At 51.3% G+C, this 23,623-nt stretch carries 21 protein-coding genes; 4 read left to right on the plus strand and 17 right to left on the minus strand.

The window, feature by feature from the left end; translation table 11 throughout:
• Nucleotides 1–18: 18 nt before the first annotated feature.
• The 10 genes from ACFPMF_RS26395 to ACFPMF_RS26440 form a co-directional block, all read right to left on the minus strand.
• Nucleotides 19–726, minus strand: coding sequence for an NTP transferase domain-containing protein (locus ACFPMF_RS26395; RefSeq protein ID WP_379850854.1), 708 nt, complete (start codon nt 724–726; stop codon nt 19–21).
• 45 nt (nt 727–771) lie between these two features.
• On the minus strand, nt 772–3,321 hold the full coding sequence (locus ACFPMF_RS26400; protein ID WP_379850856.1) for a DUF5686 family protein: 2,550 nt from the start codon (nt 3,319–3,321) through the stop codon (nt 772–774).
• Nucleotides 3,322–3,380: 59 nt separating this feature from the next.
• Nucleotides 3,381–4,376, minus strand: a complete 996-nt coding sequence (locus ACFPMF_RS26405; RefSeq protein ID WP_379850858.1) for an NAD-dependent epimerase/dehydratase family protein — start codon at nt 4,374–4,376, stop codon at nt 3,381–3,383.
• Nucleotides 4,373–5,494: a hypothetical protein gene (locus ACFPMF_RS26410; protein ID WP_379850860.1), complete on the minus strand. Its 1,122-nt coding sequence runs from the start codon at nt 5,492–5,494 to the stop codon at nt 4,373–4,375. The genes ACFPMF_RS26405 and ACFPMF_RS26410 overlap by 4 nt, the downstream gene beginning before the upstream one ends.
• A complete protein-coding gene (gene spt, locus ACFPMF_RS26415; protein WP_379850862.1) occupies nt 5,491–6,696 on the minus strand; it encodes a serine palmitoyltransferase in 1,206 nt (401 codons plus the stop codon). Before spt ends, ACFPMF_RS26410 begins: the two co-directional genes overlap by 4 nt.
• Nucleotides 6,697–6,938: 242 nt before the next feature.
• Complete coding sequence (locus ACFPMF_RS26420; protein WP_379850864.1) at nt 6,939–7,562, minus strand: TetR/AcrR family transcriptional regulator; 624 nt, start codon at nt 7,560–7,562, stop codon at nt 6,939–6,941.
• 447 nt (nt 7,563–8,009) lie between these two features.
• The gene (locus ACFPMF_RS26425) at nt 8,010–8,693 is read right to left on the minus strand and encodes a DUF2490 domain-containing protein (RefSeq protein ID WP_379850866.1); all 684 of its coding nucleotides are present in this window, start codon (nt 8,691–8,693) and stop codon (nt 8,010–8,012) included.
• Nucleotides 8,693–9,277, minus strand: a complete 585-nt coding sequence (locus ACFPMF_RS26430; RefSeq protein WP_379850868.1) for a hypothetical protein — start codon at nt 9,275–9,277, stop codon at nt 8,693–8,695. The genes ACFPMF_RS26425 and ACFPMF_RS26430 overlap by 1 nt, the downstream gene beginning before the upstream one ends.
• A 74-nt stretch (nt 9,278–9,351) precedes the next feature.
• Nucleotides 9,352–9,987 carry an MgtC/SapB family protein gene (locus ACFPMF_RS26435; protein ID WP_379850870.1) on the minus strand — a complete coding sequence of 212 codons (636 nt, stop codon included), beginning with the start codon at nt 9,985–9,987 and terminating at the stop codon, nt 9,352–9,354.
• Between the two features lie 315 nt (nt 9,988–10,302).
• Nucleotides 10,303–10,704, minus strand: coding sequence for a hypothetical protein (locus ACFPMF_RS26440; RefSeq protein WP_379850872.1), 402 nt, complete (start codon nt 10,702–10,704; stop codon nt 10,303–10,305).
• 300 nt (nt 10,705–11,004) lie between these two features.
• On the opposite strand from ACFPMF_RS26440, the gene ACFPMF_RS26445 reads away from it, so the two are divergent.
• Complete coding sequence (locus tag ACFPMF_RS26445) at nt 11,005–11,445, plus strand: DUF4345 domain-containing protein (RefSeq protein WP_379850874.1); 441 nt, start codon at nt 11,005–11,007, stop codon at nt 11,443–11,445.
• 195 nt (nt 11,446–11,640) lie between these two features.
• Here ACFPMF_RS26445 and ACFPMF_RS26450 read toward each other — a convergent pair whose 3' ends face one another.
• The 4 genes from ACFPMF_RS26450 to mnmC2 all read right to left on the minus strand — a co-directional run bounded on the left by ACFPMF_RS26450 (nt 11,641) and on the right by mnmC2 (nt 17,253).
• Nucleotides 11,641–12,723: a fatty acid desaturase family protein gene (locus ACFPMF_RS26450; RefSeq protein ID WP_379850876.1), complete on the minus strand. Its 1,083-nt coding sequence runs from the start codon at nt 12,721–12,723 to the stop codon at nt 11,641–11,643.
• A gap of 83 nt (nt 12,724–12,806) precedes the next feature.
• A complete protein-coding gene (locus ACFPMF_RS26455; protein WP_379850878.1) occupies nt 12,807–15,215 on the minus strand; it encodes a TonB-dependent receptor in 2,409 nt (802 codons plus the stop codon).
• Nucleotides 15,216–15,494: 279 nt separating this feature from the next.
• Entirely contained in the window at nt 15,495–16,397 is a 903-nt protein-coding gene (locus tag ACFPMF_RS26460; protein WP_379850880.1) for an alpha/beta hydrolase, read from the minus strand.
• A gap of 175 nt (nt 16,398–16,572) precedes the next feature.
• Nucleotides 16,573–17,253: a tRNA (5-methylaminomethyl-2-thiouridine)(34)-methyltransferase MnmC2 gene (gene mnmC2, locus ACFPMF_RS26465; protein WP_379850882.1), complete on the minus strand. Its 681-nt coding sequence runs from the start codon at nt 17,251–17,253 to the stop codon at nt 16,573–16,575.
• A gap of 32 nt (nt 17,254–17,285) precedes the next feature.
• On the opposite strand from mnmC2, the gene ACFPMF_RS26470 reads away from it, so the two are divergent.
• The gene (locus ACFPMF_RS26470; RefSeq protein WP_379850884.1) at nt 17,286–17,759 is read left to right on the plus strand and encodes a DUF4293 domain-containing protein; all 474 of its coding nucleotides are present in this window, start codon (nt 17,286–17,288) and stop codon (nt 17,757–17,759) included.
• 91 nt (nt 17,760–17,850) lie between these two features.
• Here the strand turns inward: ACFPMF_RS26470 and ACFPMF_RS26475 are convergent, their stop codons facing one another.
• A complete protein-coding gene (locus tag ACFPMF_RS26475) occupies nt 17,851–18,828 on the minus strand; it encodes a KpsF/GutQ family sugar-phosphate isomerase (protein ID WP_379850886.1) in 978 nt (325 codons plus the stop codon).
• 87 nt (nt 18,829–18,915) lie between these two features.
• On the opposite strand from ACFPMF_RS26475, the gene recQ reads away from it, so the two are divergent.
• Entirely contained in the window at nt 18,916–21,123 is a 2,208-nt protein-coding gene (gene recQ, locus ACFPMF_RS26480; RefSeq protein WP_379850888.1) for a DNA helicase RecQ, read from the plus strand.
• Between the two features lie 98 nt (nt 21,124–21,221).
• Nucleotides 21,222–22,511 (plus strand): phosphoribosylamine--glycine ligase, encoded by a 1,290-nt coding sequence (gene purD / locus ACFPMF_RS26485; RefSeq protein ID WP_379850890.1) that lies wholly within the window; start codon nt 21,222–21,224, stop codon nt 22,509–22,511.
• Nucleotides 22,512–22,832: 321 nt separating this feature from the next.
• On the opposite strand, the gene ACFPMF_RS26490 is transcribed toward purD, so the two are convergent.
• Both ACFPMF_RS26490 and ACFPMF_RS26495 read right to left on the minus strand, forming a co-directional pair.
• Nucleotides 22,833–23,363, minus strand: a complete 531-nt coding sequence (locus tag ACFPMF_RS26490; protein ID WP_379850892.1) for a hypothetical protein — start codon at nt 23,361–23,363, stop codon at nt 22,833–22,835.
• Nucleotides 23,364–23,417: 54 nt separating this feature from the next.
• Nucleotides 23,418–23,623 (minus strand): integrase core domain-containing protein (locus ACFPMF_RS26495; RefSeq protein WP_379850894.1); only part of this gene is annotated, 206 nt, incomplete at its 5' end.

Raw genomic sequence — 23,623 nt, forward strand, 5'->3', positions numbered from 1 at the left:
GTAAATGAAAAATTGAACTTAATGGACTTCGCTCAAAAAAAGCTCCGCCGTCCGGATGTCCTGCACATGGTCCACATCCACTATTTTCGAGAACGGAAAGGCCTTGATCGTTAAGCCACTTTCGAGCAGAAACCGCTGGTAATTCCGCATCCGGCTCGTTCCCTTTTCGATCACCTCCGCAACGGCCTCCAGCGCTTTCCGGCGCAGGCAATAAATCCCGCCCGACACAAAGGCGGTTTGTGGCGTTTTCTGATCCGTAAAAGCGGTGATCATCCGGTTGGAATCCGTCGAAATGAACAACGGACTTTCGTCGTCGACGAACGCGGTAACCGCCATCAATCCATCGAGCTCGGGCTGGTTTTCAAATTCGTCAATGAATGCCCGGAATTCGTCCTCTTTAAAAACCGTATCCGTCGTGGTCAGGCACACGGATTCCAGATCGGGGGCGGTTTTCAGCAATTCGTGAAAACTATGCAGGGAGCTGGGCGTGGATTGCCGGACGATGGCGATCGGAAACGTTTCGCGCAAGGCCGACAAATGCTCGTCCAGCGGAGCCGACTGCTCATTGATGATGATCCGGATGGAAGCCGGGCGGTTTTGACCGAAAATACCGATCAGCCGGTCAATCAATCGTTCGCCGTGCAGGCTGACCATCGGTTTGGGCAGCGGAAACCCTTCCTGTGCCAAACGTGAGCCCTCTCCGGCGGCTATTATCGCGTAATTCATCGTTTCATTCGTTGGTGTCTGATCAAACCCCGAAGGGTCAGACCGTTAAAAATCAAATTTAAACCGTGCCCGGATGCCCCATTCCGAAACATTGGGCTGATTCAGGTACGTAAACCGCTTCACCAGATCGACCCGCAGCAGCTTGAAAATGTTCGCAATGCCCACACTTCCTTCCACATACGGTTCTTTCCCCAGCGTATAGCTGACGGAACGGCCCTGTTCATCGACGGGAAAGCGGTAAACGTCCGAGGCTTTGTCCGGATGGTTTTCATCACGCAACCCGCCCGCCAGCGCTTTGAAACTGAAAACCTCCCGGAGCTTCAGGTGTTTGAGCAGCGGTATTTTATTGAACAAAAAACCGTTCATATAATACTGGACGTTGATGCTCGCGTAGTGGTCGCTGACAAACTCCAGAAAGTTCATCAGGTTGTACGAGTTCAGCTGGTACGCATACGTCTGGTTGGCCCGGTGAATGGTCAGCAGCGGGAACGGAATATGGCTTCCCAGCGTGTAGCCCCCTTCGGCCGTGGCGTCGAGGTAACCAAACTGCGACAGGTAAAACCGTTTCTCCACATTGCCCGAAAACGTATGGTAGCGGTTTTCTCCGCCCAGAATTCGCACGCCCGTGCCGTACCGCAGGGTGAAAATCGGGTATTTGTTGACAATGGGAACGCGGTACAGCTTTCCCTGATAGAACTGCTCCTGCGGGGCATACCGCAACTCCAGGTTCAGTTCGGTATTGGTCAACCGGGTTGTTCCCCGGGTATTCTCGCCCTGGCTGACCGGGATATACTCCAGAATACCGGCCGGTGTCTGCGTCCACTGGTTGAAGCCGACTTTATAGGAAAAGTGGTTCTCCAGTTCCCGAATGTATTCCACCCGGTAAATATCGTTGTACAGCCAGCGGTTGTTCTGGCCGCGTTTGAACGACAGCAGAAAGTTGTCTTCCTGCACAAACTGCAAATCCTGGCCCGGAATTTTGGTATCCCGCTGAAAACTGGCCCGGACGTAGTGCAGGGGAAACGCATAGACGGACTGGTTATTGATCGAATAAGTGCCACTCAGAAAGTACTTCCATTTCTCGTCCTTAAAACCGTACGCTGCGTAGCTTTCCAGGTACATCCGTTTGCTGAAATCGGTCGTGGTGCGCCCCCCGAACCGCAGGCGGAATCCTTCGATGGGGTTGAAGCTATAAAACGTATTGACCGGTCCGATTTCCACCGGCCCCACCGGCTTAAAACCGGCAATGAACATGGTGGCATAGCTCATCGTCCGGCGGAACGATGGAATCGTTTGCAGCGTATCAATGTTCCGGTAAATCCGCACTTCACTTTTTTCCAGCGGAACGGGCCGGATGGTATCCCAGTCCGCTTCCGGTTGCCTGGCGCTCACCGGACGGTCAGCGTCCTCTAACGAACCCGTATATACGTAATCCGGAACCTCTTTATTGATCAAATACTTCGCGTAATTGACCACGCGTTGCCCGTAAATGCCGGGGGTATTGCCGCCCAGCGAGAACTCCATTGCCAGGGTCGTTTTACGGGGGTGATAACGCCCATCGGGGCTTTTCTCAAACTCCAGCCGCGCTTCCAGATCCTGCAAGTAATTCAGGTTAATATCCTTATTGACAGTGAGGTACGCATTCTGAACGGCGTAATTGCCGTCCAGCGTAATAAAGAGCTTGCCTTCGAACAACAGATCCGTTTTGTTGCGGGGCACAAACCCGAGTTCAATCAGCCAGGGATTCTCGGTTTTGACCGTATCCCGGATAAAAAATTTGTAAAAAGTAGGCGCACTGTTGGCAATGGGACTCAACAACTGATTCGTCGCAATGGAGACGTTGTTATCGTAAAGATTGATGTCTTCGTAGAGCCGGTTAAAATACTTGCTCAGCCCCTTGTTATCGACAAACCGGGGGTCGAATTCGGCCCGACGCTGCGCCTTGACCTGCTGCTGACGGGCCTGCGGATTTTTCCGGTAATAAACCTGCGACAGTTTCTCCTCCAGGTACGCCGGCAGGCGGTTTTTGCCACTGGCTGAGTCCGGTTCGGTGAACAGAAACTGGTAATTCCGGAAAATGCGCCGACTACGGAAACGCTCGGACAGATTGCTCAGGGCGATCGATATTTTCTCGTACTGCTCGTATTCCACGTAGGCATAGTTGCCCATCTGGTTTTTCTCCTTATTGGCAATGACCTGCCGGATGAGCTGCACCGCCGGATTATCCCGGTTTCGGTAATGGGCCTTCCCCTTCACCGTCACCTCATTCAGGAGCGTAGCGTCCACCGCCAGCTTGATATTGATCACCTGCGTCGTTCCAGCGGTGACGGTTTTTTCCACACTGAGGTAGCCGACATACGTAAACTTGATGCGGTTCTGGCTACCCGACAGGGTCAGGCTGTATTTTCCGTCGGTATCGGTGGTCGTCCCCACGGTGGTTCCCGGAACCACGACATTGACGAAGGGCAGTGTCTCTCCGGTTTTAGCGTCGGTGACAATTCCATTCACCAGCGTCGTCTGGGCCGTTGCGATTCTACTGATCACTACGAAAAGACCGAGTAGCAGGGGTGCCCATTTCTTCCTATGTTGTAACATCGTTGTACTGATTTCGGCAGTGGCCTTGGCCAGTCACTTCCAGGTATGTATTCATTGTCTTAAAGCCATTGATTGGTTCGGTACCAGCGCAGCGTTTCGTCCAGTCCCCGCTGCAACCCATACTGAGGTTGATAATTCAGGTCCCGGCGGGCGGCTTCAATGCTACAGATCCAGTTGGGAGCCATCAGCTCCCGCAATTTTTCCGGATTCAATACCGGTGTTGATTTTGAAAATAAAGACCCGACCTCCAGCACTCCGGCCACCAGTTTCATCAGACTGGTGGGCAAATGCAAGCGGTAGGCGCGGGTATTGCTTACCGTTTGGAACAGGTCGGACAACGCATACCGACTGTAGGCTTCGCCGTCCGAAATGTTGTAAACCCGGTTTTCGGCATGATTTTGCAGGAGCGCGGCCATCGTTGCATCCACCAGGTCTTTGACGTACACAAAACTCAATCGTTGCGGATTGCGACCGATATAAAGGTCGAAGCCTTTCGACAACGTTTTAAAAAGGATGAACAGGTCCTTTTCCCGGGGCCCGTAGACCGCCGTGGGGCGGATAATGGTAATGGGCAAGCCCGGTAAACCGGCCAGGTATTGCTCGGCGGCCAGCTTACTTTTTCCGTAACTGGTCAGTGGCTGCGGCCGCGTGGTTTCCGTGATCGGCTGCTGTTCCGTGTACGGCAAAGGGCCGAGAGCCGCCAGGCTGCTCATGAAAACAAACCGCTTCGGCGGTACCGAAACCCGCTGGGCCGCCTGAGCCAGCCGCAGCGTATAGTCCGCGTTAATTTCCTGGTACGTTTTTTCATCCTTCGCCCGGGTTGCCCCGGCGGCATGGATAATGTATTGATACTGACCAGCCTCCAGCAGATCTTTTAAGAGTTCCGCGGAACGAAAGTCGGGGTAAACCAATACGGGATTCAGCGCCTTCAGGTACGTCAGGTCACTCGAAGCCCGCACCGCAGCGTGTACTTCCAGACCGGCTTTCTGGGCCGCTTCGACCAGGTGATACCCAATAAATCCGCTGGCCCCCGTAATGAACACCCGCTCTTTCATAGGTCTTTTTCGTATAGGCGATACCGTTTATAGAGTACCCCGTTAATTTGTTCGATGGCGTGGTTCATCAGGTAGTTATCTTCCAGCATCCAGGAACATTCTCCGCCCGTGATGCGGGTTCCGTAGGTGTTTTTAATCACCGACGCATACAGACAGGCTTCGATGCCCATTTTTCGGTACCCTTCCAGCACCCCGAGCGTCAACACCCGGATGCGGGTGATGCGGCTGCGTTGCGTCAGTAACCGAATAAGTCCCAGCGGAAACAAACGCCCCCGTTTGTTCTTGATCAGAATCTGGTTGATGTCCGGAATCCCGATGATGAAGCCCACGATCTTATCCTCTTTTTCGGCGACCAGGCAGAAATCCGGATTCAGAATCAGCTTCAGATCCTTGGCCAGGTAGTCGAACTCAGCGTCGGTCATCGGCACGAACCCCAGATTTTTATCCCAGGCGCGGTTATACACCTCCCGAATGCGGGGCACTTCGTTTTTGAAATCCTTCAGATTCACCTTTCGTATGGTGATGCCGCTCCGCTTCAGGCGGTTTTGCAACGTATCCAGCAACCGCAGCGAACGCTCATTGGCGGTGGCTACGTCCAGTTCATACGCCAGCAGGTCGGTTTTTTTCCGAAGGCCGGTATTCAGTAACAGTTTCTCATAATAAGACGCATTGTACGGCATCATGGCGATCGGCGGCCGGTCAAATCCGTCGATCAACACCCCACAGACATCGTTGGTGGTGGGGTTGGTCGGCCCGATCAGGCGGGTAAGGCCCTGTTTTTTCACCCAGTCCGATGCAGTTTTCAGCAGCAGATCGGCGGTTTCCTGGTCATCGATGCAATCGAAAAAACCGAAAAAACCGTCCGTTGCGCCCGTAAAGGCATTGTGGTTGCGGTTATGGATGGCCGCAATTCGTCCTGTGATGGTGTTGCCCTGATAAGCCAGAAATAATTGAAGCGTTGAATGCTCGAAAAAGGGATGTTTTCCCGGGGTCAGCAAATCCCGTTGACCAATAAAGATTTCCGGAACATAGTTTGCATCGTTCTGATATAAATTATGGGGAAAATCGATAAACTGGGTTAACTCCTTTTTCGAGCGGACCGGTACAACACGCTTCATACGTTTTCGGGAACGGGTAAATGATTCACTGCCCGATAAGCCCGGGTTAGTTTATCTACGGCTTCTTCAATCTGGGCAAATGTGTGGGTTGCCATGATGGAAAACCGAATCAGGGAATCCTGCGGGGGCACGGCCGGCGAAACAACCGGATTGACGAACACGCCCTGGTCCTGCAACATGCGGGTGATCATGAACGTATGTTCGTTGTTGCGGATATACACCGGCAGAATGGGGCTCTCGCTGCTTCCCAAATAAAAACCGTTGTTCAGCAGCAGTTCGCGGGCGTAGCGGGTATTGTCCCACAGGCGTTCGATATGTTCCGGCTCCGACTGAATGATCTCCAGAGCCGCCAGCGTACTGGCTACCGATGCCGGCGTCATGCTGGCGCTGAAAATCAGCGAGCGGGCACGGTGCCGCAGGTAGTTGATCGTTTCGGCATCACTAGCGATAAAACCGCCCAGGGAAGCCAGCGATTTGCTGAACGTCCCCATGATGATATCCGTCGTTTCGGTAAGCCCGAAATGGGATGCGGTTCCGGCTCCCATTTCACCGATGACGCCCAGGCTGTGCGCATCGTCGACCAGGACGGAGGCATCAAATTCGGTGGCGATCTGGTTCAGCAGCGGCAGCCTGACAATGTCGCCCTCCATACTGAAAATACCGTCTGTGGCAATCAGCTTGATACCTTCTTCCGGCAACTGGCTGAGTTTTTTCCAGAGGTCGTCCATGTCATTGTGGGCGTATTTAATCACCTTGGAAAAGGACAACCGGCTACCGTCGATAATGGAGGCATGGTTGCTTTCGTCCAGAATCAGGTAATCATGACGGCCTGTCAGGCAGGAGAGTGCGCCCAGGTTGGCCTGGTAGCCCGTACTGAACAGCACCGCAGCCTGTTTGCCGGTAAAGGCCGCCAGGCGGCTTTCCAGCTCTTCGTGAATATCGAGCGTTCCGTTCAAAAACCGGGAGCCTGCGCAGCCCGTACCGTATTTTTCCGTTGCTTTTTTGGCGGCTTCCACGACCGCCGGATGGTTGGTTAACCCCAGGTACGAATTGGATCCGAACATCAGAACCCGTTTGCCATTGATGAGGACTTCCGTATCCTGTCCGGATTCGATGGGGCGGAAATAAGGGTAGATTCCCTTTGCTTTAGCCACCGCTACGTCCTGATAAGCAGCAACTTTCGTGTGCAATTTTTTTCTCATGAATTCATTGGTGTCAGAAATGAGCCATTCTCTTTTACATCGGAAGGGTAATTTATGTTTCGGAAACTATACAGTGGGTGGTGCCCGAAATCAATGGCGTTTCAACATGCATTTTTAAACGTGATGAAGGACTTTCCTGAACGCTTTGACCGGTGCAAGCTAGCAGGAGGTCCTAGTTTTTTTATGATTAATAGACTGAACCGGAGAAGCGGCACCGTCAACCGCCCGTTTTACCGGATTAATCAACAATCCTTTTTATACAAATACGTCAAAACCATATCCATGAAATCCCGTTTGCTTTCCTGGGTGTAGGCCACAAACTCTACTTCCGTAAGACCGAATACGTGGGTATACAGGGCTTTAGCGGCAAATAGTTGTTTGATGAACGAAAACACCATCGATAACAAAAAAAATGGATTGACCGCCCGGATCTCTTTTTGCTGAACCGCTTCTTCAACCTGCTGGAAGAAACAGCTTTCGTGCAAAGCGGGCGAAATACACATTTTCTGAACCATGCTTTCCGGGTCGCGTTCGGCTTCGTTCATCAGGAACAAAATAATACCCGGGTTCTGTTGATGAAACTCGAATTGTTTTTCGATCAATTCAACAATTTTTTCTTTCAACCCGACGGGTTTATCCAGCGTGTACCGAATAACCTTGAGCCACTCTTTCAGCAGGTCTTCAAACACAACCCAGAACAGTTTTTCCTTGCTACGGAAATAGTAATGGGTCAGGGCACTGTTCATCCCGGCCACAACCGCAATATCTTTCATCGTGGCTCCGTCAAAGCCTTTCTCCAGGAAAACCTCCTTGGCGGCTTCCTTGATCCGTTCTTCCGTTCCGATTTCATTTATATTTTTGGCCATGGCACAAAGTTGAGGGATAGAATTGTAATAAACAATTATTTGATCGATTAATTTAATCGTTTAGTTAAATCATTCAACCAACCCTTGCTTTAAGACAAATCATCCCTTATGAGCTTATTATGGCTATTCTTACGTTCCCATTAGCTTATTAACCTATATAGGCTTATTCTAACAGGCTGAAAAAAGAATCGAGAAAATTGAATTATTTTACTATGCAATTCTACTAAAGAAGGATGCATTATCCGGGATTGGCCCACGTTATCCAGCCGATCGGGTACCTTATAGCGGGAGGAGGGCTGTAGGGCCAGGCGTGACAAACCGCCACCGCTGAAGTGAATTGTACGGAACGCTGCTAAAAACCGGGTAGGCCGGTTGGCCGGAATTCCCGGCGTTTCGCATCAATGAGGTGGGATGAAACCCGCAGCCAGGCCTGATGGGCGTGCCTGGTCAGATACTGACAAAAAAACTCACGGTTGCCCAAAACTGGTGCGCTTGCTGGGGCTGGTTAAATTCATTCACGCGGTATTCCAGACCCAGCTCGATCTTATTCGTATCGGTCGAGTTATACCCGAGAGCTAAAGCGCCCCGAATCTCCAGGTCGGTGGCAGGGCTCGACCAGGTTCCCAGGTATTCATTATTAACTTTTAAATACAGTTCTTTCGGGTCGATCTGCCGGCCATTCAGGGCTTTTTCCATTCCCAGCCGGTACCGAAGCCGGACTTCGATGGGCTCGCCCGGCTGGAAGGTCTCGTCGGTTACCACCCGATGGGCCATTATCACCATATCAAGATTTCTAACATGGTTAAATTGCTGAATCAGTCGGTGGGTCAATTGACCGTCTTCTAACCGAATGAAGTACCCACCGCCCAGCGTATTATCAACGGATAGTTTCCGGGTAAGAACCAGGGACAAATCCGTACGCTCATACCGAAACTGGCGATTCGCCACTTCATTTAGTTCTTTCTCCCTGAAGATTTGCCGCGACTCCAGTTTCGTATTGAGTTTAAATTTTTTGAAAACCGGGAAGTTGACATTGAGCTGCGTCAGCGTGCCGGTCATATACTTGTGTTGAGAAAAAGCAGGAAGGAGACCCAGAAATAACAGGCAAAAAGCGACCAGAGACGGATACATCAGTAAATCAGGTTATCAGTATTACGTTGTATAATCTCATGAATGCTCACCACCTTCCCATTTTTTTCACAAAGGACTTCATAGTAATTGGTATTCCGGTTTTTGCTGGCCTTCAGGATCAATTCATAGCGGACCTGCACGGCGTTGGGGACGGTTTCTGCTAAAAGCGCCTGCTGTAACATCCGTTGATTGGCCTTCCACTGGATTTGCGTTTTAACCACTTTGTACTTTTCAAACTCCCGGCTTAGCTCTTCATTCAAAACCGCCCTGGTGTCGGAGGGAATGGTCTTAAAGCTGCTGCCAATTTCCACGTCCTGAACCTCCCCGGAAGGGTCAAACTCAATGCTGTAACTTTTGCCAGATGCCTTGAATTTAGCTTCGATGGAGGTCTGCGTCAGGCTTTCCTCCCCGTACCAGTGAATTTTTGCCTCCTTAAAGACCGATCGGATAAACTCCATGGCTTTTACCGGAACAGCACTTGCTTTAATCGTGTATTCCCGTTCATACTTTTTCTGGGCCACGGACGGAATGGCCACGGACAGAACGAAAATCAACGAAAATAAAAACCGAATGAACACTGCCATATTAGCTTGGTTTCTAGGACCCTAAACGTTCAACAAGCCCGGTCTCCAATCTGTGGCTTGCCGAGAAACGGGACTTACTTAAAGCTCATGACTTCCGGAGTAGTAACCAATAGCTCATTCATGTGAAGCAAATACTGCTTTTTACCGGAAATCAGCCAGACAACCGTAATGATATCCCGGTCCTTACTTAACTGAACCTGTTCAATTTGTAGTTGTTTGGCGCTTAAATGCGCTTCCAGGGCTTTAATTTGATTAAAATTAGCGTTTTTGAACGTAACAGTCACCATTTTCTGTCGTTGCAACTTCCCGATCAGCCGCTCAATCCGGCTCACCATCAACAGGATCGTTAACGTAAGGATGGTAAAAACAAAAGCCAGGGCATGGTATCCGATACCCGTCGTCATCCCAATAGCCGCCGAGGTCCAGATCACCGCAGCGGTGGTTAGCCCCCATACCGAAAACTGGTCCTTAAAAATCACCCCGGCGCCAATAAAACCAATCCCGGTAATGATATTGGCGGAGATACGGTCGTCGGTGCCGGTTCCGTGGCTGGAGACAATGGTAAAGATCGTGGAACCCAGCGTAATCAGAACAATGGTCCGGAAGCCGGCGGCTTTGTTTTTGTACTCTCTTTCAAAGCCAAGAATCCCTCCGCAGAGAAGCGACATCAGCATGCTGACTATATCGTCGGTTTCGATGAATAAATCCATTGTAATAAAACCGTTTAGTATTCCGAAAGAACGTGTAAATACTGTATCTATAGTAGATTGTCAGACAAAGAAAAAAAGCCAGGAGTAGACGACGGCGTCTTAATCAATTAATCACTTGTCTCTTCCCATTCCCCGTTTGTCTACGTATAGACTCTAGTGAACTGAAATAGTTTGCCACTGGGCGGTAAAGCTATGCAATTGCCGTATCCAGACCGGTAGCAAGGCATCCCACTTACGCCCGAGGGCGCACCAGCTATTGCTAGTGCGCCCTCGGGCAGAATTAGCATTGTTGTTACTGTAAGGAGGCAGGGACTTTTACTGAATGGCGATCATTCGGACGGCTGTTGCGTTCTTCTGGCGGGCCAGCGTTACGGTTTTTGACTTGACCTCGCTGCCGTTTGAAACAACGACCTGGTAGTCACCATCGGGCAGGTTGCTCATATCCAGCCGCAACCGGGCCGCTTGCTGGTTTTTGGCGATCGGTTCCACCCACATCGCTTTTCCTTCCGAATTCGTTACCTGGACCACGACATGACCACCCGCTTCTTTATTGACAGCAATCTGAAGTTTTCCTTCCATCGTGGTATACATACTCGTTTGAAAAGCGGCTGCTTTCTTAGGACGAGCAACCGGTTTGTTCGTTTCGGCCTGAGAAACGGAGACGGTGGCAAACGTTAGGGTAAGAGCCACGAACAGGGAGTTGAAGAGCGTTTTCATGATTATACAGTTGATTTGGCTGTCTGTTTTTGATGAGTCAAAGGTCGGCACCCAATCGGGGAAAGGCTGTCACAATTGAGTCAATCCCTGACACTTTTGGGAAATTGCCGCTACCGCAAACCGCCCGACCGAAAAGCCGAACAAGCGGAAGAAAACCACCCTGGCCGTGCCGCCTTCCCGCTCCCTAATTCCGGTCGGACAGGGCCGTTACCCTTCCGACCGGAAAATCTTGGTCAGCGCCAAGATTTGGTACGGAAAAGGCGCGCAATTTTGTGCGATCAATCAACAGATACGAAGAACATGCAATCGCAAAACATCCTGAAACGGGCCGCCCAGGGCTTTATCTTACTCTCCGCGCTGGCCCTTTTATCCGTTAGTATCATGGCCTTTTCCAATCCCCAGTCCGTCATGGATCTGGTCCACGTGCAGCTAACCAATACGGACGCGTTCAGCTCCATCCGGGGCGTATACGGCGGAGTTGGTTTAACCATTTTCATCAGCCTGCTCTACCTGATGGTCAGGGATGTTACCAAAGGGCTGGCCTTTCTGAGCCTGTTGTGGGGTTTTTACGCCCTGTCGCGCGCTATTACCATTTTTGCCGAAGGAGCATTGGGCGCGTTTGGCCGCCAGTGGCTTGTGACCGAATCCGTTCTGTTTGTGCTGGCGGTGGGCCTGTGGTGGGCTACTACCCGAAACCGGATCGCTTCCCTATCCCTGCAAGCGGAAACCGGATCGTTTTAAGGCGGAACCCTCTGGTTGGACGACGACCGGGCCAAGGCCTGGCGCCAGGCCTTGGCCCGGGAACCCTTACGGATTAAAAACCGGGCCCTGGACTATCGGCTTACCGACCAGCCCGAGCCGTTTGTTTTGGACGCGCATCACTAGACGACTACTGGTGTTGGGGAAAATCGCGGAGCTGTGCCGCTCACTTATGAATTATCTTTCTGAAACCATGTGTTTTACCGGTTTCGGCGCTTCGTTCCATTCCTGGATCGGTTGCACGCGGTATTGCATCAACGCAATGATTTCCTGCTCGTTCTGAAAGGTTCCGTTGACGTTAATCACGTGCTTCGCCAGCCGATCGTAGCGTTTTTTCATCAGCAGAAAAAAGATTTGCCCAAAATCCAGTCCATCAAAGATGATGGCTTTGTTGGCAGCATACTGGTCGATGGTTTTCATGAAAAACCGGGGGTGTTCGCTCCAGTGCATCGACGGGCGACAGTGGTGGCTGATGTGATACCCGTCATTCCAGCACAGGTGATTGTATTTCACGTTAATGCAGGTAATGCTGTTCTTATAGGCATTGGCCGGATCGCTGCCATCGACAAAGGCGTGCTGGGTCCAGTTGCCAATCATACTGATGATGCGCGTGAAAACAAACGGAATCAGAAACACCACAATCGTGGCCGGGGCATTCAGCCAGAGCAGAAAACCGCACATCACCGCGAAGGAGATTTCCCCGCTCATCGCTTTCAGCGCCATTTTGGAGCGGTTTTTCCGGAACAGATAGGTAATCAGGGTAAAAACGCCCGTAAACAGAAAAACAGTCAGGTAATGCAGAAAACCTTTCACGCTATCGCGCTGGTAGGGCATGGTGGTGCTCAGGTCTTCGGGCATGTTGTTTTCGGGATGGTGCATTCCGATATGGTGCCCCCGGTAGGTTTCCGGTGTCATACCGAAAAACAGGGCCAGGATCGTCGGCATGTAATAACTCAGCCAGTCGTACTCCCGCTTGAAGAGGGGCCGGTGGGCGGCACAATGCCCCATCAGCCCAAACGGCCCTTTATACAGCATATAAAATCCGAGATAGGCCACCGCTACTACCCACCAGACCCAGCCGGAAACCGCCGGAATAAAGAGAAGGACCCCGAGTGGCACCAGGGTGAGCGTGATCCGAAGCGTCAGATGCATAAACGGCAAGTCGCGCGGATCACGGATGAATCTCAGTAAAAAGCGGTCAAAAGCATTGGCAGGAGGGGCAACAGAAGTCGGGTCTTGAAGGGCCGGAAGTACGCGCATCAGCAGTTGGTTAAGGTGATTTCTTTAGTAAGGTAAGAATTTTCTCCATAGACTCCAATCTGGTATTGCCATCCGCTCCGGTGTTATCCCCGTTTTCCGTCGTCGTTCGAGATCTTTTTCTTCTCCCGGTTTTGGCCGGCATTCATTTTTCCAAAGCGCCAGTTGACCGACAGCCGAATGTTCCGAATCACATTGTAGCTCGAACCGTCGGAGATAAAGGTGGCCGTCCGCATCAGCGTTTCGATGGTGTTATCCCGCCGGAACGGGTTTTCGAAATTGGCCGTTAGCGTCACTTTCTGCTTCTTGAATTCCTTCCGGCCCGAAAAACCGTAGTAATAAAAACCCGACGACTGCCCCTGCAACAGAATCCGGCGCGAGTTGTAGGACCCATTGGCCTGGACGCTGAAATTATTGGGTAATTGCACCCAGGTATTCAGATTAAACCGGTAACTCCAGTTCTCATTCTTAACCTGTAAAGCCGTACTATTCAGGATGTTGTAATTCAACCCGAACGAACCACTGATGTTCCACTGTTTCACGGGCCGCGCCGACCCGAACAGATTCAGGCCATAGGTCGCGTTTTGGGCAATATTCCGGTACGTACTGCTCGATACTCCGCTCGTATCGACCGTGGTGACGCGTTCGATGGCGTTGTTGGTTTGCCGGCCAAAGATCATGGCATTGATCGACGTTCCTTTTTTCGAGAACGTACTGTAGGTCAGCTCCACCGAATGGGCCAGTTCGGGGTCCAGATACGGATTGCCGGACTGGATATTTTTCGGATCGGAATAATTCACGTACGGATTCAGGTAAAAAATTGACGGCCGCTGAATCCGCTGGCTGTAATTGATTTTCAGGCGTCGCTCTTCCCCCGAACCGAAGCGTTTCATGACGGTGATGTTCGGCAGAAAATTCTGGTAACGATCGTTGAACTTGGTACTGGTTGAAATAAAATTGGCGTTGATATTCGTCATTTCAAGGCGTCCGCCCAGGCTAAAGCCCCAGCGTTTGCTGGTTCGCATCCGGAACGATGCATACGACGACCAGACCCATTGCTGGTAGTCGAACGTATTGGCCCGCCGGGGGTCTTCCTGAAAATCCAATGACCCATCGCGGGCATTTTCCAGGCGGTATTCGCTGCCCACGTCGCGCAGAATGGCTTTTGTTCCCACTTCCAGAATTCGCCGTTTGACGGTCGACAACGGATAGGTCAAATCCGTCTGGAGCGTAAATTCATTTTGCTGGTTATCGTTGTTATTCCGCTCCCGGTAATCGATCACCTCACTCTCCGGCAACGGAAACTGATTGAGTGAATAGTTGCTGTGGTTGTTGTTGCGGTTATACTGGGCCAGAAAGGTGTATTCCTGCTCACTGCTGCGTTTGAACGTCTTGGTATAGTTGAAATTGACGTCCATGTTCCGGTTGCGGTTCCGGGTATTGTTATACCGCCGGAAATCCTGCGGATCGTCGGAGGTCACGCGCGTATCCCGCGTCGAGTTGGTGGTCCGGCCTTCTCCTCCAAAATTGGCATCGATGCCAATCCGGTTCAGGGTATCCAGGTCATAATCAATGCTTACCGAGCCAAAACCGGCCTGGCCTTTATTTTTGTAGGCATTAATCTGTTCGATGGTGCTGGCGACCTGCCCCCCCCTGAGGTTCTGCCGAAACGACTCGGACCCGCCGAAATAATTGCTGTTGTTTCCCCCTCCGTAGGCGGTAACGCTCAATTTGTCACGTTTGAGATTAAAATTTCCGCCGAGGTTATTCCGTCGGCTGCCAACCGACGCATTCAGACCGCCCGTCAGTCCCTGTAACTGGTTTTTCGTGATAATGTTGATCACCCCTGCCGTTCCTTCCGAATCGTATTTGGCCGAGGGAGCCGTAATGACTTCCACGGACTTGATCAGTTCCGCCGGAATCATCTGCAGGGCTTCGCTAAGGCTGCGGGCCATAATGCTCGACGGTTTGTTGTTAATCAGCACCTTGATGCTGCTACTGCCTTTGAGCGTCACCGTACCGTCGGGATCGACCGTCAGCAAGGGAACCTTTTTCAGCACATCCACCGCCGTCCCCCCCGTATTGGTCAGGTCTTTATCGGCATTATACACAATCCGGTCATCTTTGTCCTCGACCAGCGGTTTTTCCGCCGTCACTACCACTTCGTTCAGCGTCCGCGAGTCGGTTTGCATCTGCACAATACCCAGCGCGACCTCAGTGCCCTCCTGCCCCACTGTGACGTTGTTGATGGTTTTGTTTTCGTAGCCGATAAAACTGATCACCACCCGGTACGAACCCGCATCCACCCCGCTGATCACAAACTGCCCGTTGTCGCCGGTAGTGGTGCCGCCCACGATTTTTTCGGTGTTCGGATTCAACAGCGCCACCGTGGCAAACTCGACGGGTTTGTTCTGCGAAGCATCCATCACCGTGCCGGTAATTTTCGCTTTCAGACTCGCCTTGATGTTAGCCTGAATGGGCGGGGTTGACGGCATTATTGCCGGATTTTGAGCCCGAACGTTACCAACAGCACATATGAATAGCAGGAGTAGGATTTTTTTCATACTTCGAACAACACCTTCGGGCAAAAAAACTGGGATTGATTACGCTGATAAGGAGATGGGTCGCCTAATTTACTAATTGATTTCTATTTTTTATACAAAAGTGAGTAATTGGGACTTATAATAATAAGCCTTTTTAGATTTTGAACTTTAACACGGCTCCGGTTTTTGAAGTAATCACGATTTAGTTGTCAGAAACCGTGATTTGGTTTTTTACGGAGCCAGAAAACCGCTGTCGGCCAGCCAGTGGCGAATCCGCCCGAACCACTCCTCAAAGGCCGGTCGTTTCAGATACCCGTGCTCGCCTTTGGTATACAAATGTAAATCGGCCGGAACGCCGTTCTGCCGGAGGGCTTCGTAAAAAATCAGGCTGTTTTTGACCGGAACCACCGTATCGTCACCGGCATGCGTCAGGAACGCGGGCGGAGTTGTCTTGTCAACCTGCAATTCATTGGAATAAAGCGCAATCTGTTCCGGTTTTGGCGAAGGGCCCAGGAGATTTTTCCGGCTACCGGTATGCCCGATTTCGTCCCGAAAACTAATAACCGGGTAAATCAGAATCATAAAATCCGGCCGAACGCTGGCCGGGTCGGCATTGTCGATCACCGGTTTTTTGAAATGCGTTCCGGCCGTGGCCGCCAGGTGGCCACCCGCCGAAAAGCCCATGATGCCAATGCGTTTGGGATCGACACCCCACTCAGCCGCCCGTTTCCGAACCGTCTGGATGGCCTGCTGCGCATCCTGCAAGGGCCCGATCGACGGATCGACCATTGTTTTTTCGTTCGGCAAACGGTATTTCAGGACAAAAGCAGCCACCCCCATTTGGTTGAACGCCTGGGCGACGTCGTAGCCTTCGCGTTTCATGACCAGCACGCCGTAGCCACCACCCGGACAAATGATAACGGCGGCCCCGGTTGCTTTTTCCTTCGGCGGCAGAAAAAGGGAGAGCGTGGGTTCAATGACCTGGGAGACAACCTGGTTGTCGCGTTTGATTTCTTTGACGTCCGACCCTTTCGCGTTCGGCACCGCGCCGGGATACAGCGAAATTTCTTCCTGAGCCAGGCTCACGAGGGCCGAAAGGCCGCACAAACCGCTCAACAGCAGTTTTCGAATCATTTTGGTACGTATGGTTAGGATTTAGGAGAATGCAATATTGAGCTTCCGGGGCGGTTTTCCTAATAAAAACGGGGCCTTCAGCCGTGGGATTGCGGTAAAATCGATGGACTGGAAAAACCGCCCCAGCGACCAAACTGTTAAAACCACGGCCTGGCCTGTAATGGAATCCGGGCGATCAGCCAAGTTTAATGGCCCGCAGCACTTCCCGTTTGCGCGCGGGGCCGGGGTGTTTTTCGACCCGAAAACCGGCGGCCTGCAAATTGCGTTTTACGTAGCCCTTGGAGCAATAGGTCGTCAGCAAACCGCCCGGATGCAGCATAGCAGCCAGTTGTTCAAAGATTTCGGGGGTCCAGAGTTCGGGCTGGGCTTCCGGCGCAAAGGCATCGAAATACACCAGGTTGAACCGGTTTTCCGTCCGGAAATCCTGCAAACGGCCTTCGTATTTGAACAGATCGAAAACCGGCGACACCGCAATCCGCTCGTTCCAGGGCGCTTCGTGGAGAGCCGGCAGAAATTGACTGTCGAGTAGCTGGTCAAAATTAAGCCGACGGCTCTCATCCAGCGGCAACGGAAAGGCTTCCACCGCCGTGTAGGAAACCGGGCGCTGCGCTTTTTCGGCTTCCAGCAGTGTCAGAAGCGCATTCAAACCGGTACCGAAACCCATCTCGAAAACCGTAATCTCACTAAACCGCTCAAAAGCTGTTTGCAGACCTAATTCAATAAAAACCCGCTGTGATTCCTGCAAAGCACCAAAAATGGAATGGTAATGCTGGTCAAAGTCAGAATTATACACTGAACTAGAGCCGTCGGCCGTCAGAACGATGCGTGATTCTGTTTTCTTTTCAGGGTTCCTCATAGTATCTTCGCAAGCTCAAATTTTTCAATTCTATGCTTCAACGCATTCAAACCATATTTCTGTTCCTGATTGTCGTCTGTATGGCGCTGGTGCTGGGTTTTCCAATCTGGGAAAAAACCAGTACGGTTCCAACCGAATCGGCCCGACTGACGGCGCTCCAGCTAACGTATACCCAGGGAATTAGCTCCCAGATCACGCCGGTTTATTACCTGGCGGTTCTGGCGGTGGCCGTGGCAGGGGTTTCGTTGTTTACCATTTTCAAATACCGGAACCGGTTGCTGCAAATGGGCCTGTGCGCCGTCAACGCCATTCTGCTGACCGCCCTGATGGGCTTTATCCTGTATTTAACCCTGTACAAAGGCAAGGACTATTTCAATCCGGACGATCAGGGCAATTTTGTGTTCGGTTTTTACGCCATCGTGGCCGCACTGATTTTCAACATGTTGGCCAACCGTTTCATCCGCCGGGACGAAAAACTCGTCCAGGAATCGAATCGCCTTCGCTGACGCGAGTTAGGAGTGAAGAGTTAAGAATTAAGAGTTGGCTGACGCATTTTATTTAACTCTTAACTCATAATTCTTCACTCCTAACTCTTCACTAAACAAGTCCTTCCTTCAGCAGGTCGTGGAGGTGGACGAAGCCTTTGATGCGGTTATCAACGGCGACGATGAGTTGGGTGATGCTGCGGTCCTGCATAATTTTGAGCGCGTGGGTGGCGTATTCGTCGGGGTGAATGCAAAGCGGAGAGGGCGTCATGATGTCGCGGGCGCAGAGCTGTTCGAGTTGGAGCGTGTTGAAACGGTTGAGCATCCGGCGCAAATCGCCGTCGGTGATAATTCCTGCCAGGTCGCCGTTTTCATCGGCCACGGCCGTTGCGCCGAGCCGTTTGGAGGTCATTTCCAGAATCACTTCCTGCATGGTTGCCCGGAGTGCAACGGTTGGAATTTCGTGATGCGGGTAAATATCGCTAACTTTTAGGTACAGCTTTTTGCCCAACGAACCGCCGGGATGAAACCGGGCAAAGTCCTGACTGGTGAATCCCCGGGCGTTGAGCAGGCTAACCGCCAGAGCATCGCCCAGCGCCAGGGCCACGGTGGTGCTGGTGGTGGGCACCAGGTTGAGGGGATCGGCTTCGGTTTCGGCGGAAGCTTTCAGGACGAAATCCGCCTGGACAGCGAGGTACGAATTAGTCTGCGAAACCAGGGCAATGAGGGGGATTCCGGTTCGTTTCAGCAGCGGAACGAGTACTTTAATTTCGGGCGTGTTACCGCTTTTGGAAAGGCAGATAACCACGTCATGGGTCTGAATCATGCCCAGGTCGCCGTGGATGGCATCGGCCGCGTGCATAAAAAGCGCCGGGGTTCCGGTTGAATTGAGCGTAGCAACTATCTTTTGTCCGATTATTGCACTCTTGCCAATACCGGTCACCACAACGCGGCCCGAACTTTGCAGAATGGTTTCTACAATTTGTTCAAACTGCTCGTCGATGGCCCCGACCGCTTGCCGGATGGCCTCCGACTCGGCCAGCAAAACGGCCCGGGCTGTCGACTGAATATTTTTTTTTACTAATTTCAATGTTGCTTTTGTCAATCGGTTTTTAACTAATTTTATAAAGGCAAAGATACAACCAAATCATGTGTAGTAACCTTCCGCAATTTTGAGATGACGACGCAGATAGACCCATCGGTAAAGCTATCTCTGAAAGAGAAACTAAAAGAGATATTTGGATTTAGCCAATTCCGGGGCGACCAGGAAGCGATCATCCACAATATCCTGGCGGGGATCAATTCTTTCGTAATTATGCCTACGGGAGCCGGCAAATCCCTGTGCTACCAACTTCCGGCCATTGCTTCGGAGGGAACCGCCATTGTCATTTCACCCCTGATTGCCCTGATGAAAAACCAGGTCGATCAAATGAACGCCTTTGGGATCAACGCCCAGTTTCTGAATTCGACGCTCAGTAAGGCCGAAATGAGCAAAGTCAAAAAAGACACCCTGAACGGTACGCTCAAACTGCTCTACATTGCGCCCGAATCGCTGACAAAAGAAGAGAATCTGGATTTTCTGAAGAAAGCCAATATTTCCTTTGTCGCTATCGACGAAGCCCACTGTATTTCGGAATGGGGGCACGATTTCCGGCCCGAATACCGCAAAATCCGGGGTATCATCGACAACATCGGCAACCTGCCGGTGATTGCACTGACGGCCACCGCAACGCCCAAAGTCCAGCAGGATATTCAGAAAAACCTGCAAATGGAGGACGCCCATATTTACAAAACCTCGTTCAATCGCAAGAACCTCTACTACGAAATCCGGCCGAAAACCGACGCTAAAAAACAGCTCATCCGGTATATCAAGAATAACAAGGGCAAGTCGGGAATCGTCTATTGCCTGAGTCGGAAAACCGTCGAAGAAATCTCGGAGCTGCTGAATGTCAACGACATCAAAGCCTTGCCTTACCATGCGGGGCTGGATTCGCAGACGCGGATGGCGAACCAGGATGCGTTCCTGAACGAAGACGTCGATGTGGTGGTAGCCACCATTGCCTTCGGGATGGGCATCGATAAACCGGATGTCCGGTTTGTGATTCACTACGATGCGCCCAAATCGCTGGAAGGTTATTACCAGGAAACCGGCCGGGCGGGCCGCGACGGGCTGGAAGGCAACTGTCTAATGTTCTACAGCTACGATGATATTGTCAAGCTGGAGAAGTTCAACAAGGACAAATCCGTTACGGAGCGCGACAACGCCAAACACCTGCTGATGGAAATGGTGTCGTACGCCAATCTGGGGGTTTGCCGCCGTCGGCAATTGTTAAGTTATTTTGGGGAGTATCAGGACAAAGACTGCGGTTTCTGCGACAACTGCATGAAGCCGACCGAGCGGTTTAAAGCGCAGGATGAAATTGTGCTGGCGTTACAGACGGTTTTACAAACCGATCAGCGGTTTGACGCACCACACTTGGCTGACGTTTTAACTGCTACTGAAAATCAGTACATTACCAGTTACGAACACCATAATTTGCCGGTTTACGGTGCCGGGAAAGAGTTCAACGAAACCGTAGAATACTGGTGTTCGCTGATCCGGCAAATCACCATTTACGGCCTGCTCGATAAGGATATTGATAACTACGGCGTCCTGAAATTATCGCAGAAGGGCCAAAGTTACATTGAAGATCCTTATCCGGTTACTCTTTCGAAGGACCACAATTACGAGATCGACGAGGAAAAAGCCGAAGACGAAGACAAGGAAACCAACATTTCGTCGGGCAATGCCTATGATGAAGCCCTGTTAGGCCTCCTCAAAGCCCTGCGGAAGAAGGTTGCCAAGGAGAAAAACCTGCCACCGTACGTTATTTTCCAGGACCCGTCCATCGAGGAAATGGCCACGACCTACCCGACAACCCGGGAAGAAATGGCCCAGATCAACGGCGTCGGAATGGGCAAGGTGGTCAAATTCGGCAAACCGTTTATCGACCTCATTGCCAAATACGTCGAAGAAAACGACATCGAAACCGCCAAGGATGTGGTGGTAAAATCGATGGTTAATAAGTCGAAGGTCAAGATTTTCATCATTCAGCAAATCGACCGGAAAGTCGATCTGGAGGAAATCTCGGAGTCGAAAGGTCTGTCGATGGAAGATCTGATTGAGGAAATCGAACACATCTGTTACTCCGGCACCCGCCTGAACCTCGATTACTACATCAACCAGATCATGGACAGCGACCGCCAGGACGATATTTACGACTACTTCATGCGGGCCGAAACCGACAACATCGGCGTGGCCATGCGGGAGTTTGCCGGTGACGATTATTCCGAAGAAGAATTGCGGTTAATGCGAATTAAGTTTTTATCAGAAGTAGCTAATTAAGTTAAGAATTAAGAGGTAGGAGGTAAGAGTGGCTGACGCATGAAACCGCATACCGCTTTTAACCCTTAACTCTTAACTCTCAACTCTTAACTCAGAGAATGAATATACTTATCCTCGGTTCGGGCGGAAGGGAACATGCATTTGCCTGGAAAATGGCGCAAAGCCCACTGTGTACGAAATTATTTGTTGCGCCCGGAAACGCCGGGACGGCGCTGGTGGCCACGAACCTCCCCATTGCTTTTAACGATCAGGAAGCCATCGCTCAGGCTCTGCTGGACCACAAAATCGACCTCCTGGTGGTTGGGCCGGAAGAACCACTGGTAAAAGGGCTGGTCGATTTTCTGCGGTCAAAGGAAAAACTGGCTCATCTCCGGATTGTCGGCCCCGACCAGCGGGGTGCCCAACTCGAAGGCAGCAAGGATTTCAGCAAGCAATTCATGCAGCGGTACGGTATTCCGACGGCCACATCGCGAACCTTCACGACAGACACCCTCGAGGAAGGGCTGGTCTATCTGGAAAGTCATTCGCTGCCGATTGTCCTGAAAGCTGACGGACTGGCGGCCGGCAAAGGCGTCATTATTGCCGAAACCCTGGCCGAAGCCAAGTCGGTTCTGACCGATATGCTGGCCGGCGGGCGGTTTGGCGAAGCGGGGCATAAAGTCGTGGTGGAGCAATTCCTGCGCGGCATTGAATTGTCGGTGTTTGTCCTGACCGACGGCGTTAATTACAAGATTCTACCGGAAGCCAAAGATTACAAGCGCATCGGCGAAGGCGACACCGGCCCGAATACGGGCGGCATGGGCGCGGTTTCGCCCGTAAAATTTGCGACTACCAAGTTTTTAACGAAAGTAGAAGAGAAAATTGTCAAACCGACGCTAGCCGGTTTGCAGCAGGAAGGCATTCGTTATCAGGGTTTTATTTTCGTCGGTTTGATCAACGTCAAGGAAGAACCGTACGTTATTGAATACAACGCCCGGATGGGCGATCCCGAAACGGAGGTGGTGCTGCCGCGGATTCAGACTGATTTTGTCGAACTGATGATGGCCACGGCGAACGGTGACCTCGACAAAATTCAACTCCAGGTTTCGCCCCAAACCGCCGTCACGACCGTCGTGGTATCGGGTGGCTATCCGGATGCGTACGAAAAAGGCAAACCCATCACGGAACTCTCCGCGCTGGAGGACGTCACGGCTTTTCATGCGGGCACCAAACCGGGTTTCAACGGGCACGTGCTGACCGACGGGGGGAGGGTACTGGCGTTAACCGCCGTGGCCAACTCCCTCGAAAACGCCGTCATGAAATCACAGAAAGCCGCCCGGGCCGTGCAGTTCGAAGGTAAATATTACCGCAAAGACATCGGCCTGGATCTGATCCGGTATCCGGATTAATAAGACAACGGAAAAGTCTCATTTGATTCACATTTCGGTTAACCGCTCCACTCCAGAGCGGTTTTTTTTATGCTTTTTATTTTTTTCTACCTGATGGTCACCAACTTATTTTTGGGTACAACTTTGGGTGCACCCCAACCCATTTAGGTACAACCGCGCGTCTGTTAAGTTTGAAGGTTGCATATACAAACATGTAACCTAAATCAACTAAAATGTTTACAAAAAAAGAATGTCCATTTCAGTGCGTTTCAAGTTCCGTACCCCAAAAAAAGACAAACAGGGTGTGCACCAAAGCCCAAAAAATGCGCGTACGCTGCAGATTCAACTCCGTGTGAATGGAATTGCCAGTCTGTCCTTGGCGAAAGTTGGCAGAATCGGTGAATTCTGGATCGAAATGATTAACGCTTTGCAGGTGTTCTGGTTGATTCGAATTCGAGGAAAGCGTTCGTCGAGCTCGATCAATAGCTTGTCAATGAGGTTGAACTTGTCAACGTGTTCAGGGTTAGTCTTCAGGATCCGGTCGTATACCTTCCAGCCCGCGCGCTTCAGCACACTGCGCACCTGGTCGAAGAAGGTCTCATTTGAACCGGCTGATTTAGACTCCCCGTAGGCATCTCCGTACAGAAAGACCTCCTTCTTACTATGCCCACTATACGTGGCCAGGATTCGATGGGCCAGGGTTTCCACCAGCGACCGCCCCTGATCAGCCACCTTGGCATAGAGGCTGTTGATAAACCGCAGTTCTTTTTGACCCTCCTGGCAAACCACCACCGAACAAATCGCTGCGTTAAAGTCGAAGCTCAGCTCCAGCGCCTTGGTTGGGTTGTAGTCACTAAACGTTGGTACCCACACGCCCGACTCGTTCTGGTCGTAGCGGTAAGTGTCCGAATGTAAGTACCCCTAATTTCAGACAGTAGCAATTAGAGTTTTTTCATTTTCAATCACCCTGTTTTTCCACTCTTCGGGAGTGAGATTACCCAGTGATTCATGGGGCCTTCTTAGGTTATATTCCTCCATCCAGTCGCATGTCAATTGTCTTACCTGGTCAAGCTCAAAAAATAGATAAGCATCTAAAACAGCTTCTCGATACAGCCGATTGAATCGTTCAACGT

This window comes from Larkinella bovis (assembly GCF_042655385.1).
Lineage (GTDB): Bacteria > Bacteroidota > Bacteroidia > Cytophagales > Spirosomataceae > Larkinella > Larkinella bovis.